This window comes from Prosthecobacter sp. GW821-HT29F12, from assembly GCF_058803405.1.
In genome coordinates this window covers 3,032,033-3,051,144 of the sequence record NZ_CM179517.1, presented here as the reverse complement: position 1 = coordinate 3,051,144, position 19,112 = coordinate 3,032,033, and the positions used below count along the sequence as shown (strand labels likewise).

Here is a 19,112-nt window from a genome sequence, read left to right as displayed (position 1 = left end):
GCCTGAACACGACTTCACTTCATGCCTTACATTCATACTCAGCCCAGTGGTCATTCCTGGCCGTCCTTTCTCTCAGCTTGCAACCCAGTGCTTGGCTGAGGATGAAATCGGGTATTTGCATTCGATTTGCCTCCTCCTCCGGCAGGTCGCTTTTATCTTCGGAATGGAGTCGTCTTGGGATGGAAACCTGGGTGGTGTGCCATGAGCAAACCTTCTCTGGCTCAGCCTGCCTGCTGCTTCACCTTGCCGAACATCAAGCCTCAGCATGGATGCCCGGCTTTGACACCCTCAGACTCGCTGAAACGCTCAAGCTCGATGTCCGCCGCCGGGAGGATGACCTGCTGCGCGAGATCTGGCTGACGTTGCTGAATTGCCCGGTGTTGCTGGAGTTTCCAAGTGCTGAGGAATTGATGGCTGCAGTCAGAATCCGTCGGAACATCGTCGTCAACGCTTCCCGAACCTGCTTGAACTTCCACACATCCGCCATCGAGCGTCCGGTGGACTGCTGGCGTCATTCGGAAGAAACAGGCTTCGTTCTCATTCCCGGCAGTCTTTTGATCGACTCTCTGAAAAAGGCCTGTCAGCCCGGAGTTGGCAAACAAGTGTATTCTTTCTCCTGCAATCGGGCCACCGAGTATGTGATCCTGCTCGCGATTGCCGAGGAGGCCCGGACCAGTCATCCCGAACTGCTGTGCCAGCTGCAGGCTCAGTGGGAGAAAAAGGCGATTTCATTCGAGCAGTTTCAAGATGTCTTCCTCAATGAACTGGGCGCACTGGAGGATCCTCTTCCCATGCACTACTATGTTCCTGGAGATCGCGTTTGGTTTCGCAATCCCGATTCCCATTCGTCGGATGTCCGCGGCTTTGAAGGCTCCTGGGTGTTCTACCTGGGCGGTGGAATGTTCGTGAATTTCTGGAAACGCGACCAGCCTTTTAATCTGCTCTCCAAGTGCGTCGAGATTTATCACTGGAGCCACGCCACTTTTCGAGATGCGCAGGGTGATTTGCAAATGGACGAAAACAAGGTGGACCAGCTCGTGGCAGAGACCCTGGCCTCTCCCGAGAACTCCGCACGCATCTTTGAGCGCATGCACCGCTATCGCGATGGTCGGGGAATCTATGCCGAGGGAGGCTGCATGGATGCCACCCGGGAGACGCCAAAATTTGTGCTGGCGCCACACAGTGATCTGATCCGGTCGCTGCAGGCCTTATAGCCTGATGTAGATCTTGCGGCGGTACATCCACAGCGCCACCAGCCAAAAAGCCACGAAGGTGCAAAATCCAATGGTGACCGGCCTGAGCTCCTGGCCAAAGACATCAAAGACGCGGGTGCCGAAGTGTTTCTGAAGAGTTTCGGAAAACCAGATGTCCAGTGTGTGGCGCATCACATAGAAAGCCAGCGAGTTCACGCCGACGACCAGGAAGGGAAAGGACCAGCGCCGCCATTGCCTGACATCAATGATTTGATACAGAGCCGCCAAAATCAGCAGGCAGCCGCCGCCGCTGAAAAACACCCAAGCCGGAGTCCACAACCGTTTCACGATCGGGCAGATGCCGCCGAAGTGCAGCACAAAACTGAAGGCAAGGCAGGCCACACTCGCGACCATGAGCAGCCTGGCCGGCTGCTCTCCTCGCTTGATCCAGGTGCCTGCCATCAGGCCTAGGATCATGGTGGCGATGGTTGGGATAAAGTTCAGCGTGGTGTAACCGCCCAGATATCCAAGGTAGGGGCTCTCCCGCGGGAACTGGTTGAGCAGCCAGCGGTCAAAGCTCCAGCCCACATTGCGGTTGTGATTCCAGTGCGCAAAAAAGCCGGTGAAATCATGCTGCCAGCCTTCCGGAGTGTTGAAGTCCATCGGATTGGCATGCGGCGGCATGATGGGATAGCAGGCATACATCAGCCATGAGGCGGTCAGGATGATGCCCAACCAGATCCACCGTGTCCGTGTGCAGCAGTAAGCCAAAGCATACACCGCCATGTAACCCAGACCGGTCTGGGTCAAAGTCTCGTCAAAGGTCCAGTGCGTCATGTCACGGTCCACACTGCGCAGGAAAATCCCGAGGAATATCAGCGCCACTGAGCGCCACAGCGCATGCAGTGTCATATGCCATTGCGACTGGCCTTTTCTCGAACGTGCCGAAACAGAGAACACCAGCGACGCTCCGGTCAAAAAGGCAAACGACGGGTGGATCAGGTCGTTCAGTGAACAGCCCACCCATGGAATGTGGGATGAATGATGTCCGAGAAACTGCCAGATCGCGCTGTCGGGAAAGTGCACGGCCACTTCATCGAGTTCCAGCAGACGCAGACCGAGCAGAAACATCACGATGCCTCGATATACATCGAGCGAACCGATACGTGGAGGCGTGGCGGGCGGGGTGTTAACGGAGTTCAAGGTCAGTAGTAGTGCTCCAGCTTGCGTTTGCTGATGCGGTCCAATCTGGCGACATTGGGTATGAGATAGCGCGTGTTCCCCCGGTCCACAACGACCAGCCGCCCATGGCCGAGGGACTGGATGCTTTCATCCGTCTCCACTTCAAAGCTGGTGTCCCCCCGATCCGTGGTGACGTGCCATTCATGACCATTTGCCAGACGTACGATGCGGTGGATCACCTGAATAATGGGGACGAAGTCTCGCCGGGCCAGTGCCTCAAGCAGCAGGGTGCGCGAAGGTTCGGGGAGGCTCTGCGGATCCTCGATGCACAGAATCTCTCGCGCTCCTTCGGACTGGATGGAGATCCAGTGGTCCTTCTCGGTCAGCGGGAACAGTTTGACGGGATGCACATTCGCATGCCGGATGCCGTTGCTGTCCACCAGCGCCAGCCGGCCCTGGCTTTCTTTGGCAAATTCAATATTCAGTGGCTGTGGCGTGCTCATGCGTGGTTCACCTCCAACATGGCCTGATGCAGTCGCGCATAGGTGCCGCTGCTCTCCAGCAGTTGCTCATGAGACCCAATTTCCTTGATGCGGCCTTCCTCGATCACCACCAGCCGGCTCGCCTTGCGCAGGGTGCCCAGGCGATGCGCGATGGCAATGGTGGTGCGGCCTTTGACGAGATGATCCAGCGCCGCCTGGATTTCACGCTCCGTTTCAGTGTCCACAGAAGAAGTCGCCTCATCCAGGATCAAAATGGCCGGATCCACGAGCAGCGCACGCGCGATGCTGATGCGCTGCCGCTCACCGCCAGAAAGCTGCTGGCCACGCTCTCCCACCAGCGAATCATAGGCGTCCGCCAGCCGCATGATGAAGTCATGTGCACGTGCCGCACGCGCCGCAGCGACGATCTCCGCCCGCGTCGCATCCGGCTTCCCATAGGCGATGTTTTCCGCGATCGTGCCATAGAAAAGATAGGGCTCCTGCAACACCAGTCCGAGGTTTCTGCGGTAGTCCATCACATCGACGTCACTCAGATTGTAGCCGTCCACCAGCACCGCACCTTCGCTCACCTCGAAGAAGCGACATGCCAGGTTGACCAGGGTCGTTTTGCCCGCGCCGCTTGGCCCCACGAACCCGACCATCTCACCCGGGGCGATCTTCAAACTGATGCCACGAATGATTTCACGCGATCCGTAGCGGAATTTCACATCACGGAACTCGATCTCTCCACGCAGGCGGCCCACTTTGATTGCATTGCGCTGCACGGGCACGTCCGGCTTCACATCCAGCACATCAAAGACGCGGTGCGCACTGGCGGCCGCCCTTTGCATGGAAGCGGTGAAGCGGCTCATCGAGTCCATGCGCTCGTAGAAGCTGCTGATGTAAAGCACGAAGCCGGTCAGCACCCCCACCGTGATGCTGTCATGCGCCACACTCCAGGCACCGACCGCCCACACGATCAGCAGGCCCAGGTCCGTCAGCAGCTTGATCATCGGCGTGAAGAACGACCAGGTCTTGTTCACGCGGTCATTGGTGTCAAAGATGTGCTTGTCCGCCACGCGAAAGCGCTCGATTTCGCGTTGCTCCTGGGCAAACGCCTTGACCACGCGCACGCCAGGAATGGTATCCGCCAGCACGCTGGTGAGCTGGCTGCCCGCACGACTGGCGGCGGCAAACCCGCCTCGCAGATGTTCGCGCACGCGCTGCACCAGCCAGGCAACAATGGGCACCGGCCCCAGGGCGGCCACGGCCAGCAGCGGATTGATGCTGAACAAGATGACCGCCGTGAAAATGAACTGCAGCACGTCACAGAAAAAGTCGATGAAGTTCACCGAGATGAACAGTGAGAGATGCTCCGTGTCCGAACCAATGCGTGAAATGAGGTCGCCGGTGCGCTTGCGGTTGAAGTAGGTGAGTGAGAGCCGTTGCAGGTGCTCAAACGTCTCCCGCCGCATGCGGCTGGTTACATGCTCGGCTATGCGCGCCACCACGAAGGTCTTTCCCCAGTTCAGCGCCCAGGTCAGCAGCGCGGCCAGCGCCAGTTCGGTGATGAACACATACACTTTGTGCACGTGCACCCGCTCAGTCTGGCTTTGCAGCGGGATCAGTACGTCATCCACCAGAGACATGGTGAGCCACGGCGCTATCATTTGCGCCCCGGTGCTTGCCATCGTCAGCACCAGCCCGAGAAACAGCAGCCGGTACCATGGGCGGGCAAAGCTCAGCAGTCGCAGCAGCGGCTTCCCTGGCGGTATGTATCCTTCGGCATCTTCAGCGGCAAAGATCTCCTCCTCATCTTCCTCTTTTTCATGGCCGCCATTTTCGGAACCAGCCGCCTCACCGCTCAGCGTCCGGCATTGATCACGGAACCGGGCCAAAAAGGCCTCTGCCTGGCGCAGGCAGCCAGAGGTCACACGCCACTGGCCGAGGAGCGTTCCGTTTCCCATGAGGTGCAGCGCAATGGTCGCGCCCATTTCCTCCAGTTGGAATTCCTGCAGATCAGCCAGCTTCCAGGCGACGAATCGCGGCTGGCTCGTGCCCTCATCCTCAAAATGCAGCAGGCGGGTGTTGGTTAGCACGATCAGTCCATGCCTGAAATGCAGCCCTGCATCCAAATCCGTCATCAGACGGGCGATCGTGCGCTCACCGGATGCCAGTTTGGACTCGGCATGCTGTAGCAGAAGTTCGGGAAGGTCTTGTAAAGGTGGACGCGGCAAAATGGAGGCGGATCGTGGAACCCGCCGAAAGTCCGATGTTACCGGAGCTTGTCAAACTGGGGCGGTTATTTCCCAAAACGTGGCGCAGGAATGACTATCCCATCTCATTTCATGCCGATGTTTCCCTTGACCTCCCGCAGGTATGTGGACAATTCCGCGCTTTCCATTCCTTGCTTGCCTAATACAGCTCCATCCAGCGAACTTCGCTCCACCATTGTTCGCAAAATCCTTGCGTTGCGCGGCCCGAATCTCTGGGCGCGTGAGACGGTTCTGGAATGCAAAGTGGAGTTTCCTGAACTGACCGACTACGTCACGAACTGGCGTTCCTGGCTGCTTTCCTGGCTGCCGACTTTGGAGCCGCAGCTTAGCGAAACCAGCGTCACTCCTCAGGCGGAGTCCCTCGCGGCCCTGCTGCAGTCCATCACCCTGCATTTGCAAAGCCGCTCCGATCTTCAGGTCAGTTTTGGCAAGGTGATGCCCACCTCCCAGCCTCTGACGTTTCGCATCATCACCCAGTTTGATGAGGAATCCGTCGCCCGTGCCGCCTTCGAACTCGCCCGGCGTTTGATCGACGCGGCGCTCTTTGGCCAGACCATGGACGTCAATGCGGCCATCACGGAACTGAGTGAGCTCGCTCAGGAAGTATGCCTCGGGCCTAGCACACGGGCCATGGTGGACGCCGCACGTCTGCGGGGCATCCCGGTGCTTCGTCTCACCGAAGGCAGCTTGGTCCAGCTTGGCTGGGGCTCGAAACAAAAGAAAATCCTCGCCGCAGCCACCAGTCAGACGAGTGCGATCGCTGAGGACATCGTGCAGGACAAAGACTTCACTCTGCGAATGCTCAATGAGATCGGTCTGCCGGTGCCGCAGGGCCGGCCTGTGAAAGATGCGGACGATGCGTGGGCCGCCGCCAACGAAATTGGTCTGCCTGTCGTCGTGAAACCTCTGGACGGGAACCAGGGTCGTGGCGTCGCCTTGAATTTATACACCCGCGAGCAGGTAGCCACCGCCTACGCTGCCGCCCGCGAGGAAAGCCGGTCGGTCATTGTCGAGCAGTTTGCCGAGGGGGAGGACTATCGCGTGCTCGTCATCGGACGTGAACTCATCGCCGCCTCCCGTCGTTATCCTGCGCATGTCATCGGCGACGGTGAGCACACCATTCAGGAACTCGTTGCCGAAAAGAACCGCGATCCCCGCCGTGCCGCCGACCACGCCGCCGCCCTGAGCCGCATTCGCATTGATGCCGTCGCCATGGCCGTGCTTGCTGAGCAGGGCGTCACTCCTGAATCGATCCCCGAAAAAGACCGGATGATCCTCATCCGCCGTAACGCCAACCTCAGCACTGGCGGTACCGCCGTGGACTGCACCGCCGAGGTTCATCCCACGATCTGCGCCGCCGCTGTCGAAGCTGCGCAGATGGTCGGCCTCGACATCTGCGGTCTCGACATGATCGCGCCCGATATCACGCAGCCCCTGAGCGCGCGCAATGGCGTCATCATCGAGCTCAATGCGCGTCCTGGACTGCGCATGCACCTGTATCCCTCGGAAGGTGAACCGCGTCCCGTGGGCAAAGCGGTGATCGACACCATGTTTGCTCCCGGCTGCCGAGGTCGCATTCCCATCGTCGCCGTGACCGGGGTGAATGGCAAAACCACCACCACACGCTTCATTGCGCATCTGCTGACTCAAAACCAATGGCGCGTGGGTATGACCAGCACGGATGGTGTCTTCGTCGGTTCGCGGATGATCGACAGCGGCGACTGCAGCGGCCCCAAGAGCGCGCGCAGCGTCTTGTCCTACCCGCTGTGTGATGCCGCTGTGCTGGAAACCGCTCGTGGCGGCATTTTGCGCGAAGGTCTGGCTTTTGACCACTGTGACGTCGCTGTTGTCACGAACATCGGTGCTGGCGACCACCTTGGCATCAATGACATCGATACTCCTGAGCAGCTCGCCGAGGTGAAGCAGTGCATCGTCGCCGCTGTGCCTGCAGACGGCACAGCCGTGTTGAACGCCGCTGATCCGCTCGTCGTGAAAATGGCGGACACTTATCCTCGCAAGACCATCTTTTTTGCTCTGGATGCGGAAAATGCCATCATCGTCCGCCATCGCATTCAGGGAGAGCGCGCCATCTATGTGCGGGATGGGAACATCGTCCGCGCCACCGGTCCGAACGAGGATGTGTTCATGCCGTTGAGCGAAATCCCGCTCACCCATGGCGGGCGCATCGGCTTTCAGGTGGAAAACACCCTCGCCGCCGTGGCGGCTGCATGGGCGCTGGGCATGGAGGACGACCTCATTCGCCAAGGGGCGCGCAGCTTTGTCCCCAGCCTTGATCAAAATGCTGGTCGCTTCAATGTGCTCGATCTGAAGGGCATCACGGTCATCGTTGATTACGGCCACAATGTGGATGCCCTTCGTGCGTTGCTCGACGGTTTGCGCCAGTTTGACAATGCACGTCGCATCGTCGTTTACAGCTCCGCAGGAGATCGCCGGGACAGCGACATCATTGAACAAGGCCGCATGTTGAGCGCAGAATTCGATGAAGCCTGGCTGTACGAAGGCGACTATGTGCGTGGTCGGGAATCGGGCGAGATCATGAAGCTTCTCGCCACCGGCCTGGAAAACGCCCCGCGCACCCGCCGCGTCGAGTCCATTCTCGGTCATCTCAAGTCGGTCGATTTGGCCCTCGAATCCGCACAGGCGGGGGATTTGGTGATGATTCAGGCGGATACGGCGGATGAAACCGTGCAGTATCTCAAAGAAAAGTACGGCGCAAAATGACATCCGGCAGTTTCGGCCTGATGAAATGCTTGCCAGAGCAGGCTGAATTCGGCTACTAGGAGCCTGATCAAGCCATGACCACAACCACCGCCACACTCCTCAGCATCGCCTGCGGCTATCTTTGCGGCTCAGTACCCTTCGGCTATATCGCCGGTCGCTTGAAAGGCATCGACATCCGCCAGCACGGCAGCGGCAACATCGGCGCCACCAATGCCATCCGCGTGCTGGGGAAGGGGATCGGCATCCCGGTTTTCATCCTCGACATGCTCAAAGGCTGGCTGCCTGTCTGGCTGGCGGCAGGCTGGATCGCCCAAACAGGAGCTGCTCCTGAAATAATTTCCGTTGGCAAGGTTCTGACGGGTTTCGCCGCCGTGATCGGCCACATGTTCACCTTTTGGCTTGGATTCAAAGGCGGCAAAGGCATCGCCACCACGGGGGGCGTTTTGGCAGGCATCTCGCCTGTGGGGATGCTCGGCGGCTGGATCGGCTTTCTCACCTTCCTCTTCGCGTTTCGTTATGTCTCCCTGGGGTCAATCGCGGCTGCCGTCGGTGTGCCCACGGCGATGGCCATTCAAATGTGGCGTGAAGGTCATTGGGACTTCGTACTACTCGGCTTTGGCATTGTCGTGATGATCCTCGCCATCGCTCGGCATCGCTCCAACATCCAGCGCCTGCTCGCAGGCACGGAGAACAAGGCCTTCACCAAAAAGAAGCCTCAGCCATGATTCAGTCCGCCACAGTCATTGGTGCCGGCAGTTGGGGCACCGCACTTGCTGCAGTGTTGTCCTGGCGCGGGCTGAACGTTCAGTTCTGGGGGCGCGATCCCGAACTGATGGCGCAGATCCGCGACACCCGCCGAAATGTCCGCTACCTGCCTGATCTGGAACTCCCTTCTCAGGTCACTGTCACTTCGGATCTGAATGCTCTGCAGCCTGCGGACATGCTCGTGTTTGTGATTCCTTCCAAGGCCATGCGTGGCACAGCGGAACTCGTTGCTCAAAGCCTGGCGGCCTCCAAGGCGCGGGTGCTGGTGTCCTGTTCCAAAGGCATCGAACTCGAAACCGGCCACCGCATGAGCCAGCTGATCGGTGAATCCATCCCCGGTGTTCCTCTGGCGGTGCTGACTGGTCCGAATCATGCCGAAGAAGTGGCGCGTCAGCTTGCCACCGCCGCCGTCGTGGCCTGCGCAGATGATGAAATCGCCAAAGCGGTGCAGGCCTGTTTCACGCTGCCGTTTTTTCGCACCTACACCACCGATGATATCATTGGCGCCGAATGGGCCGGTGCGATGAAGAATCCCTATGCCATCGCCTCGGGAATCGCCCATGGCTTGAAACTCGGAGACAACACCCTCGCCGCACTCGTCACCCGTGCGCTGGCTGAGATGGTGCGCCTCGGTGTTGCCGAAGGCGGTAAGGTGGAGACTTTTTATGGCCTCAGTGGCGTGGGAGATCTCGTTGGTACCTGCTACTCAACTCACAGCCGCAATCACCGCGTCGGTGTCATGCTTGGTCAGGGGCGTCCTCTGGATGAAATCATCGCCAGCACGCGCATGGTCGCCGAAGGCGTGCCAAACACCGCCAGCATGCACCGTGCTGCCCAGGCTCGGGGGGTGCGCATGCCGTTGCTCGATGAGATCAACGCCGTCCTTCATCAAGGCAAATCCCCCAAGGAGGGCATGAAGGCCCTGCTTTCACGCGATCCACGGCCTGAGGCCGACTAAATTTCCCATGGCTGATTCAAACGGTTACGAACTTCTCGACAGCGGCTCATTTCAAAAGCTTGAGCGCTTTGGCAGCGTCGTGCTTTCACGACCTTGCGCGCAGGCGGTCTGGCAGCAGACCCTTGCCAAAGCTGACTGGCAGAAAGTGACCGCCACCTTCTTTCGCGACGGCGGCAATCAATGGCGCGGCCGTGACAAGCTTCCTGAGACATGGGCCATTGAGGTCGATGGCACCAAGTTCCAGCTCAGCTCCACCGATTTCGGCCACCTCGGCATCTTTCCCGAGCAGCGTGACCAATGGAGGCGCATCCGCGAAGTCTGCACGGAATATGCCAAGCGCCACAACCGTCCGGCACGGGTACTCAATCTCTTCGCCTACTCCGGTGGCAGCACGCTGGCAGCAGCTCATGCTGGGGCTGAGGTCTGTCATGTGGATGCTTCCAAGGGCATGGTCGATTGGGCGCGCAAAAATGCCGCCATCAATGGCCTCGAAGAAAAACCGATCCGCTGGATCGTGGATGATGTGACCAAATTTCTGGAGCGCGAACTCCGGCGCGACCGGCAGTACGACCTGCTCATCCTCGATCCTCCAAGCTATGGCCGCGGTGCCAAAGGAGAGGTATTCAAAATCGAAAACGACCTGCCACCGCTGCTTTCGCTGCTCGGAAAACTCCTGTCTCCTGAGCCGCTCGGCGTGCTGCTTTCCTGCCATACGCCCGAATTGACGCCCATTTCTCTGCATCACCTCCTCCAGCAGCAGTTTGGCCGCAAGAGTGGTAAAGTGGAGCATGGCGAAATGCAGCTTCGCGGCGCGGCCGGTGTTTTGCCCGTTCCCAGCGGCAGCTTTGCATGGTGGCTGGCGTGATTGAGCATTCGACATTCCGCCTTCGTCGTTCGACATTTCCGCGATGCTTCCGTTCCTCCTCCGCCGCGCCTTCAGCAGCGTGATCGTGATCTTCTGCGTGATTTCGATCACGTTCGTGCTCGCACGGATCACGAAAGGCGGGCCGTTTGACAAGGAGAAGGAACCTCCGCCACACATCAAGGAAGCACTGCTCACGCGCTACAAGCTCAACGGCACTGTGTGGGACCAATACACCGCCTATGTCGCTTCTCTCGTGCGTTTTGACCTCGGCCTCTCCACCCGCTACCGCGACTGGCGTGTCTCTGAGCTCCTGCGGCAGAAGATGCCGAATTCATTCGCGTTGGGAACGCTGTCCTTCTTGATCGCCAGTTGTGCAGGGGTGTTCCTTGGCAGTCTGGCCGCAATGAAAAAAGACACTTGGATCGACCGCTCGGCCATGTTTGGCGCACTGCTCTCCATTTCCATTCCTTCCTTCATCAGCGGACCGTTCCTGATCGCGATCTTCGCGCTCTGGCTTGGCTGGCTGCCAGTCGGCGGTTGGGGCACGGTGTCGCAGATGATCCTGCCCGCGATCTGCCTCGCAGCACCCTACATCGCCTACGTCGCACGCTTGATGCGCAACAGCCTGCTGGATGTGCTGAAAAGCGATTTCCTGCGCACCGCCCGGGCCAAAGGACTCACCGAAACACAGGCCGTGGCCCGGCATGCCATCAAAGTGGCCATCCTGCCCGTTATCACCTTCCTCGGCCCGCTCGCGGCGCATCTGCTCACCGGTTCGATGATCGTCGAAAGCGTCTTCAACATCTCCGGTGCCGGCATGATCTTCGTGAACTCGATCCAGAACCGCGATGTTTTCCTGCTCGGCGGTGCCGTCATCGTTTACTGCGTGCTGCTTGTGCTCTTCAACCTGTTCGTGGACGTGATCTACACGCTGCTGGACAAACGCATCAAACTCTATGCCTGAAGCCGCCGCTCCAGCATCCATCGCACGGCCGGACGGCTGGCAGGTCTTGAAGCGCAACCGCGCGGCACTTATTGCGCTCGGTTTTCTCGTGGGCCTGTCGCTCATTGCCATCGTCGTGCCGCTGCTGCTTCCGGATGAACTGAAATCCACCAGCAGCGCCTCGTTTGTGCCGCCCATGCAGCATGCTGCGGAAACTCATGCCACCCATGTTCTCGGCACGGATGTGAACGGACAGGACATGCTCTACCGCCTGCTCTCCGGTGCCCGCGTGTCACTCGGCGTGGGATTGGTCGGCGCACTGATCAGTCTCTGCATCGGCACGCTCTATGGCATGATCAGCGGCTACGCAGGTGGTCGGATCGATGGCGTGATGATGCGCACGGTCGAGGTCCTCCAGTCCGTACCGCGTATCCTCTTCATCATGATCCTCATCGCCGCACTCGATGACTATGTGAAGGAATGGATCGACGGCTGGCGCCTCGCCGCGCAAGCGCGCAATTGGACGGATCTGGCTTCCAACATCAGCGAGGTAAAGGCCTACTCCAAGGTGTTGGTGATGATTGTGTCGCTCGGCCTCGTGGAATGGCTCACGATGGCACGCATCGTTCGCGGTCAGGTGCTCGTGCTGCGGGAGATGACCTTTGTCACCGCCTCCCGCGCCATGGGCCAGAGCCCCGTGGGCGTGCTTCGCCGGCATCTGCTGCCTAACCTCAGCACCATCATCCTCACCTATCTCACTCTCACCATTCCCGCCGTCATCCTCGATGAATCCTTCCTCAGCTTCCTCGGCCTCGGCATCGAAGATCCTGCTGCAAGCTGGGGCTCACTGCTCAAGGATGGTGCGCAGGTCATCAACCCGCTCGAAAGCAAATGGTGGCTCCTCATTTTCCCCGCTCTCCTCATGTCCGCCAGCCTCCTCGCCCTCAATTTCCTTGGTGACGGTTTGCGTGATGCCTTTGATCCGAAGAGCGGGGATTAGTTCAATGCGCCTGCAGCCAGTTTAGTCCCGTTCCCGCTTCAACTTCCACAGGCACACCTTCGAGGAGCAGCGCGTTTTTCATCGCATCAAGGATGATCGGGCGTGCCTGCTCGACTTCGCTCTCGGGCATTTCGAAAAGCAATTCATCGTGAACCTGCAGCAGCATGCGGGTTTGCAAACCTGCTTTCGTCAGTGCCGCATCGACGTTGATCATCGCGAGCTTGATCATGTCTGCTGCCGTGCCCTGGATGGGAGTATTCATGGCAACACGCTCTGCCGCACCGCGTACCGTGGCGTTGCCGCTGGTGATGTCGCGGATGGTGCGACGGCGGCCGGTGAGTGTCTCGACATATCCGCACTGCTTGGCATCCTCGACGACCTTTTCCATGAAACGCTTCACGCCGGGGAACTGCTTGAAGTAGTTCTCAATGATGGTGGCAGCCTCACCGCGTGGAATGCCAAGGCGCTGGCTCAGGCCGAAGGCTGAAATGCCGTAGATGATGCCAAAGTTCACCATCTTGGCGGTGCGGCGCATCTCGGGCAGCACGCCGTCGAGTTCGACGTCATATACGCGCGCAGCGGTAGCCTGATGAATGTCGAGACCCTGGGCGAAGGCCTCAATCATGGCTTTGTCGCCGCTGAGGGCGGCCATCACGCGGAGTTCGATCTGCGAGTAGTCGGCGCTCATCAGCACCCAGCCTGCTTCGCCGGGAACGAAGGCCTTGCGGATCTCACGACCGAGATCGGATCGGATGGGGATGTTTTGCAGGTTCGGATTGCTCGATGCCATGCGGCCGGTGGCCGCCATCAGCTGATGAAACGTGGTGTGAATTCTGCCTGTCACGCGTGAAACGGCATGCGGTAGTGCTTCGACATAGGTGTTGCTCAGTTTGGTCACCTCACGGTAGTCGAGGATGTCCTGAATGATGGGGTGCAGGCCCATGAGAGACTGCAGCACCTGCTCATTCGTCTGATACTGGCCGGTGGCGGTTTTCTTCGGCTTCTCGATGAGCTTGAGGCGATCAAACAACACTTCACCGAGCTGTTTGGGGCTGTTGAGGTTGAAGGGGCCGCCTGCGTTTTCCTGAATGCGTTTTTGCAACTCGGCGGCTTTCCTGTCGAGTTCGACGCCGTATTCACGCAGCGCCTGAACGTCGATCTTCACGCCATAGTTTTCCATCTTGGTGAGCACGGGCAGCAGCGGGCACTCCACCTTGTCGAAGACATACTGCTGCTCCTTCAATTCAGTGCGCATCTTCGCGGCAAGCTGCCACGTCACATCCGCATCCTCTGCGGCATAGTCGGCCACCTTGCGGGCATCTTCTGCCGCGACATCGGCCATGGTGGACTGGCTGAAGAGATCGTTTTTTTCAGTGCCGATGAGCGCGGTGATCGGCACCGGCGTGTAGTGCAGATACGATTCTGCGAGGTAATCCATGCCGTGGCGCTGATCTGGATCGATCAGCGAATGCGCCAGCATGGAATCGAAAAACGGTCCGCGAACTTCAACACCATGCGCGAGCAGTACGCTGAGGTCGAATTTGAGATTGTGGCCGATCTTCTCGACGCCTTCTTGCATGAGCAGGGCACGGAATTCCTCCAGCACAGCCTTCGCGGCCGCCTTCTCGCGCGGGAAAAGCACGAACCAGCCTTCATGCATCTGCCATGAAAAGGCGATGCCAACGATCTGCGTATCGCGTGGATCGAGTCCGGTGGTTTCGAGATCGAAGCAGAAGGCTTTTAGCTCGGCGAGCCGTGAGATGATTTTCTGCCGCTCCTCCGCTGTCTCCACAAGATGATAAACATGCGGAGTGTCTTCGATGGTGCGGAGCTTGGCGGGGACAGGCAGGGCGGGGGCGGCAAAGAGGTCCGCCGGGGCAGACGATGTTTCAGACGACTGGCTGGCAGCCTGTTCCATTTTCCGACCACGTCCAGCTTTGAATTCCTCACCGTAAAGCCGGCGGCCGAGGGCGTTGAATTCAAACTCCGTGAAGAACGCCTTCAGCGCCTCGTCGTTGTGAGGCTTGATCACAAGATCAGCCACTTGAGCTTCATAAGGCACGTCCACAAAAATGGTGGCCAGTTTCTTGGAAAGCAGCGCGTCCTCCTTGCTGGCTTCGAGTTTTTCCTTCTGCTTGCCCTTGAGCTGATCGATGTTGGCGAGCAGGTTTTCGACGCTCCCGAACTGCTGGATGAGCGCTGTGGCAGTTTTTTCGCCAAATCCCTTCACGCCTGGGATGTTGTCCACGGCGTCGCCCATGAGCGCGAGAATGTCGATGACCTGCTCCGGGCGCTCGATGCCCCAGCGTTCACAGACCTCCTTCACGCCAAGGATCTCCACGTCAGCCCCGGAACGGCCCGGCTTGTAGATTTTGACGTGCTCGGAGACGAGTTGCCCGAAGTCCTTGTCTGGCGTGACCATGAAGGTCTCAATGCCCTCCTTCTCAGCACGCTTGGCCATGATGCCAATGATGTCGTCAGCCTCATATCCATCACGCACGAGGATGGGCACGTTCATGGCCTCCATGAGGCGTTTGATTTGCGGGATGGCCATGCTGATGTCCTCAGGCATTTCCTCACGCTGCGCCTTGTAAGCCGGGAACATCTCATGGCGCGGCGTGGGCGCGGAGGTGTCCAATGCCACGGCGAGATGAGTGGGCTGCTGGTTCTTCAGGATGTCGAGCAGCGTGTTGGCAAAGCCGTAGAGCGCAGACGTGTTCAATCCATCACTGGTGCGGATGGGGGCTTTGATAAAAGCAAAGTGCGCGCGGTAAAGCAGCGCCATGCCATCGAGGAGGAAGAGACGTTGGGACATTTGCCCTCAGACTAGGCGGCATGAGGGCCTGCGCAAATGATGCTCAAGCTCCCTGCAAAGTGATCGCTGCATCTTCCATGGCCCGGCTGGCCTCTGTTTCGTCGTTGACGACCTGCGTGGCACCCAGACGCTTCAGACGCTCCACATCGGAGCTGAAGCGTGCACGGGCCAGCACCGAGATGTCCGGACGATGCTCACGGATCATGGCCAGAGCCTGGGCGTTGACCGTGGCGTCGGGGAAGGTCAGTGCCACCATGCGGGCATGCTTCAACTGGGTAAGCTCCCAGGTTTCCTCGTGGCTGGCATCCGCAAACAGCACGGCCTGCCCCTGGCGCTTGAGTTTTTGCACGGTTTCGGCATTCAGCTCCACCACCAGCGTACGCACGCCGGAGTCGAGCAGCGCTTTGTTGAGCTTTTCGCCCACGGGGCCATGTCCGCAGATGATGGCGTGGTCGGTCAGGCCGCTGATGCGCTGGCGCAGGTTGCCAGCATCGGCCTTGACCGGCTTGCCCCGGCCCCAGCCGCGTTTCACCAGCCATTCGCCGAGCGGTATGCCAAACTTCAGCAGGGCAGGGAGGAGGCCCATGGAAAGCGCGCTCGCGGCCAGAAGCGTCTGCTGGGTGTCATTGCTCCAAAGATGGGCGCTGCTGGCGTTCTGCAGCAGCACGAGTGAAAATTCCCCCGCGCTGCACAGGCCGATGCCTGCCATCAGCGCCTGCTTGTGGGCGAGACCTAGACGACGAGCGATGATGGTGATGATGCCTGCTTTGGCGAGCATCAGTGCCGCTGTAAGCATGCAAATCGGCATCCACAAAACCATGGCAGCCTTCACGTCGATCATGAGCCCGACGGACACAAAGAACAGCGTGAGGAAGAGATCCTTCAGCGGCATCACATCCGCCAAAATGCGGTGCTTGAAGATGGATTCGCTGACAGCCAGTCCGGCGACAAACGCACCCAATGCCAGCCCCAGCCCCAGCAAACCGCCGACGAAGGCCAGACCGACACAACTGCCGATGATCGAGAGTGTGAAAAGTTCACGGCTGCGCGTGCGCGTCACCGCGTTCAGCAGCCAAGGGATGACCCATCTCGCAGCCACGCCCGCCAGAATCACAAAGGCACCACCACGCAAAGCCAGCGAGCCAAGTCGTGGCATGAGCGCCGTGGCAACACCTTCATGAGGCAGGAGCAGAGGCAGGAACAAGAAAAAGACGATGATGAAGAGGTCCTGAAAAATCGCCACGGCCAGCGCCATGCGCGCACCCGGGCTCGCTTCAAGGCCGAGATCTTGAAAGCTTTTCAAGCTCACCGCTGTGGAGCTCATGGCAAGCGCGACGGAGACGAGCACGGCTCCCTGCCAAGACGTGGCAATCAACCCCGCCGAAGCCGCCGCGGCCACCGCCATGCAAAGCCCCATCTGCCAGCCGCCGCCCGCAAACGCGAGCCGACGCAGAAAGCGCAGTTCGCCTAGCGAGAACTCCAGCCCCAGCGTGAACATGAGCAGCACCACGCCAAACTCCGCCATCTGGGAGACCTGCTCGTGCGATTCACCACCGCCGAGGAGCGCCAGCACACCGGAATTGGCGATCAGAACGCCGCAGATGAAATACCCCGCCAGCATCGACTGCCGCAAACGCAGCAGCAGCAGCGAAACCATGACCACGCCCGCAAGCATCAGCGCCAGCAGCGCAAACAGAGGCGGGATGGAGGCAGATGCGATGGTAAATCCCTGGATCATGCAAGAAATCTCCTTCGCAGTTCAGGCGCGGCAGATCAAGTTCTGATGCAGGCATTCGCCTCAAACGTATGAATGCGCTGCGGTAAAGAGATCACTTGCTAGGCGCATAAAAACATCGGACCACTCACGGCATGCCGCACCTTGGATGGCTCCTTCAGACTCCTTGCGATGTTATGCCGTAGCCGCCTTGGTGGATGACATGAACATTCAGGTTTCCCGCCGTTCATCAGAACTGAACTGGAGATTATACAGATTCTGATACACCGGATTGCGGCCCAGCAGTTCCGCATGTGTGCCGCGGTCAAGAATGCGACCTTGGTCCATGACGATGATCTGATCTGCCTCAAGAATGGTGGAAAGCCGATGTGCGATGGCAACGACCGTTTTACCAGTTGATAGTGTGTGAATGGCGTCCTGGATGATTTTTTCGCTCTCGGTGTCGAGTGCGGAGGTGGCTTCATCGAGCAGCAGGACCGGTGCATCACGCAAAATGGCTCGGGCGATGGAGATCCGCTGCTTCTGGCCGCCGGAGAGATTGCACCCGCCTTCACCGACGATGGCATCGTAGCCATTGCTGATCTGCTCGATGAATTCATGCGCATGCGCTTTTTTCGCAGCCGCGATGATTTCCGCCTCGCTGGCATCAAGACGTCCGTAGCGGATGTTTTCGCGGATGGTGTCGTGAAACAAAAAGGTGTCCTGATTGACGATGCCAATGTTGGAGCGCAGAGAATCTTGCGTGATGGATCGGATATCGCGTCCGTCCAGCATGACCGAACCCTCGTCGGGGTCGTAAAAGCGCAGCAGAAGAGAGAACAGCGAGCTTTTGCCGGCGCCGCTGCGACCGACGAGGGCGTAGAATTTGCCGGGATCGAGTTTGAGGTTGATGTTGGTTACAGCCGGAACCTCTTTTTTCTCACCATTGGTTTCTCGATAGTAAAGAGCTGTGTTTTGAAAGCCGATTTCACCACGCGAACGTCCGACATCCACCGCGTCGGGTGCGTCTACAATGTCCGGAGTGCGTTCGAGCAGTTCAAACACCATGCCTGCAGCCACGGTGGTTTTTTGCAGCATCATCTGCACACGGCTCAGTTCCTTCACGGGCGGATAGATCTGCGTGAGCGCCATGACGAGCAGGAAGAAATTTTCCGCTTCAAGTCCACGATCCCAGGCATACACCAGGCCTGCGGCAATGCCTAGAGAGGCGATGGTTTCCACGCAGGGACCGACAAATTCGACGGCTTTGGCCCAGCGCACCATATTGCGAGTCATGCTGGCGTTGGTGCGTTCAAAGCGCTGCTCGGCATGTTTTTCACCGGCATAGGCTTTGACCAGCCTGATGCCCGAAAAGGATTCCTGCATGGCCACCATCAGCTCTCTTGAATCATATTCCTCACGCGCTCCTGATTTTCGCACCCGTTTGCCGATGCGAATAATCGGCAGGAGGCAGGCCGGAAAGACAACAAGTGACATGAGTGTAAAAAACCAATCCTGAGCAAAGAGGACAACAAGGATGGAGATGATAGTCAGGGGGCGTTGCGCAAGAATTTGAATCAGCTGCATGGCATTGCGCTGGACCGTGGCAGTTTGGTTGGTCACAGTCTGCATCAGTTCGCCTGTTTTGGCGGAATTGAAGAAGACCGGAGACTGCCGCATCACGCAATGGAATGCATCATTGCGAAGCTGGTAGGCCACCTTGCTGGTCACCCACGCCTGCATGTAGCTGGAAAGGTAGCCAAAAAAGCCGCGCAGAAAGATCAAAACTGGAATGAAGGAGCAGGCGATCATGACACCCGTCAAACCAATCGGGGTGTCAGCGTCGAGTCCGAACATCTTTGCCAGATTGATTTCACCAATCAAAGGCAGTTCGGTCCCCTCGCCCAGGGTGCGTGTCTTGCCTTTCAAAACCAGTGAGAAGATCAGTTGAAAACCAATCAGCATGAATCCGTTGAAGACGGCGCTGAGCATTCCAAGCAGGACACTCAAAGCGAAACGACCGCGATAAGGAAGGACATACTTCCAAATGGAGGTGAGCGTCTTTTTTACCAAGGCTGCAAATTGAAGGTCTTCCGTAAGGTGCATGAACAATAATGTATCAGGGGGTGGGAAATGCCGGCGTAGCTAGTTACACTAGCTGGTGAAATGCCACCAGC

The 19,112-nt window shown here is 58.7% G+C and carries 13 protein-coding genes; 7 read left to right on the top strand and 6 right to left on the bottom strand.

All coding sequences use genetic code 11. From position 1 onward, the window contains the following. Window positions 1–179: 179 nt before the first annotated feature. The gene (locus tag AC3RLQ_RS12645) at window positions 180–1,214 is read left to right on the top strand and encodes a hypothetical protein (protein WP_493037580.1); all 1,035 of its coding nucleotides are present in this window, start codon (window positions 180–182) and stop codon (window positions 1,212–1,214) included. Here AC3RLQ_RS12645 and AC3RLQ_RS12640 read toward each other — a convergent pair. The 3 genes from AC3RLQ_RS12640 to AC3RLQ_RS12630 are packed head-to-tail and all read right to left on the bottom strand — an operon-like array spanning window position 1,209 to window position 5,094. Next, the gene (locus tag AC3RLQ_RS12640; protein ID WP_493037578.1) at window positions 1,209–2,396 is read right to left on the bottom strand and encodes an acyltransferase family protein; all 1,188 of its coding nucleotides are present in this window, start codon (window positions 2,394–2,396) and stop codon (window positions 1,209–1,211) included. The two genes, AC3RLQ_RS12645 and AC3RLQ_RS12640, sit on opposite strands and share 6 nt — an antisense overlap. 2 nt (window positions 2,397–2,398) lie before the next feature. Continuing rightward, window positions 2,399–2,878 (bottom strand): DUF1854 domain-containing protein, encoded by a 480-nt coding sequence (locus tag AC3RLQ_RS12635; RefSeq protein ID WP_493037576.1) that lies wholly within the window; start codon window positions 2,876–2,878, stop codon window positions 2,399–2,401. Beyond that, on the bottom strand, window positions 2,875–5,094 hold the full coding sequence (locus AC3RLQ_RS12630) for a cyanophycin metabolism-associated ABC transporter (RefSeq protein WP_493037574.1): 2,220 nt from the start codon (window positions 5,092–5,094) through the stop codon (window positions 2,875–2,877). Before AC3RLQ_RS12630 ends, AC3RLQ_RS12635 begins: the two co-directional genes overlap by 4 nt. Before the next feature lie 174 nt (window positions 5,095–5,268). Between AC3RLQ_RS12630 and cphA the strand changes: the two genes are divergently transcribed. From cphA to AC3RLQ_RS12600, 6 genes are all read left to right on the top strand, one after another. Continuing rightward, window positions 5,269–7,875, top strand: a complete 2,607-nt coding sequence (gene cphA / locus AC3RLQ_RS12625; protein ID WP_493037572.1) for a cyanophycin synthetase — start codon at window positions 5,269–5,271, stop codon at window positions 7,873–7,875. Window positions 7,876–7,949: 74 nt separating this feature from the next. Then, window positions 7,950–8,600, top strand: coding sequence for a glycerol-3-phosphate 1-O-acyltransferase PlsY (plsY, locus tag AC3RLQ_RS12620; RefSeq protein WP_493037570.1), 651 nt, complete (start codon window positions 7,950–7,952; stop codon window positions 8,598–8,600). Beyond that, the gene (locus AC3RLQ_RS12615; protein ID WP_493037568.1) at window positions 8,597–9,598 is read left to right on the top strand and encodes an NAD(P)H-dependent glycerol-3-phosphate dehydrogenase; all 1,002 of its coding nucleotides are present in this window, start codon (window positions 8,597–8,599) and stop codon (window positions 9,596–9,598) included. The genes plsY and AC3RLQ_RS12615 overlap by 4 nt, the downstream gene beginning before the upstream one ends. A gap of 7 nt (window positions 9,599–9,605) precedes the next feature. Further along, window positions 9,606–10,463, top strand: a complete 858-nt coding sequence (locus AC3RLQ_RS12610) for a class I SAM-dependent methyltransferase (RefSeq protein ID WP_493037566.1) — start codon at window positions 9,606–9,608, stop codon at window positions 10,461–10,463. Window positions 10,464–10,506: 43 nt separating this feature from the next. After that, window positions 10,507–11,427 carry an ABC transporter permease gene (locus tag AC3RLQ_RS12605; RefSeq protein ID WP_493037564.1) on the top strand — a complete coding sequence of 307 codons (921 nt, stop codon included), beginning with the start codon at window positions 10,507–10,509 and terminating at the stop codon, window positions 11,425–11,427. Beyond that, window positions 11,420–12,406, top strand: a complete 987-nt coding sequence (locus AC3RLQ_RS12600) for an ABC transporter permease (RefSeq protein ID WP_493037562.1) — start codon at window positions 11,420–11,422, stop codon at window positions 12,404–12,406. The genes AC3RLQ_RS12605 and AC3RLQ_RS12600 overlap by 8 nt, the downstream gene beginning before the upstream one ends. Before the next feature lies 1 nt (window position 12,407). Here AC3RLQ_RS12600 and polA read toward each other — a convergent pair whose 3' ends face one another. The 3 genes from polA to AC3RLQ_RS12585 all read right to left on the bottom strand — a co-directional run bounded on the left by polA (window position 12,408) and on the right by AC3RLQ_RS12585 (window position 19,041). Then, window positions 12,408–15,221, bottom strand: a complete 2,814-nt coding sequence (gene polA, locus AC3RLQ_RS12595) for a DNA polymerase I (RefSeq protein WP_493037560.1) — start codon at window positions 15,219–15,221, stop codon at window positions 12,408–12,410. Window positions 15,222–15,264: 43 nt separating this feature from the next. Beyond that, window positions 15,265–16,959 (bottom strand): cation:proton antiporter domain-containing protein, encoded by a 1,695-nt coding sequence (locus AC3RLQ_RS12590; protein WP_493037558.1) that lies wholly within the window; start codon window positions 16,957–16,959, stop codon window positions 15,265–15,267. Between the two features lie 207 nt (window positions 16,960–17,166). After that, a complete protein-coding gene (locus tag AC3RLQ_RS12585) occupies window positions 17,167–19,041 on the bottom strand; it encodes an ABC transporter ATP-binding protein (RefSeq protein WP_493037556.1) in 1,875 nt (624 codons plus the stop codon). Window positions 19,042–19,112: the final 71 nt, after the last annotated feature.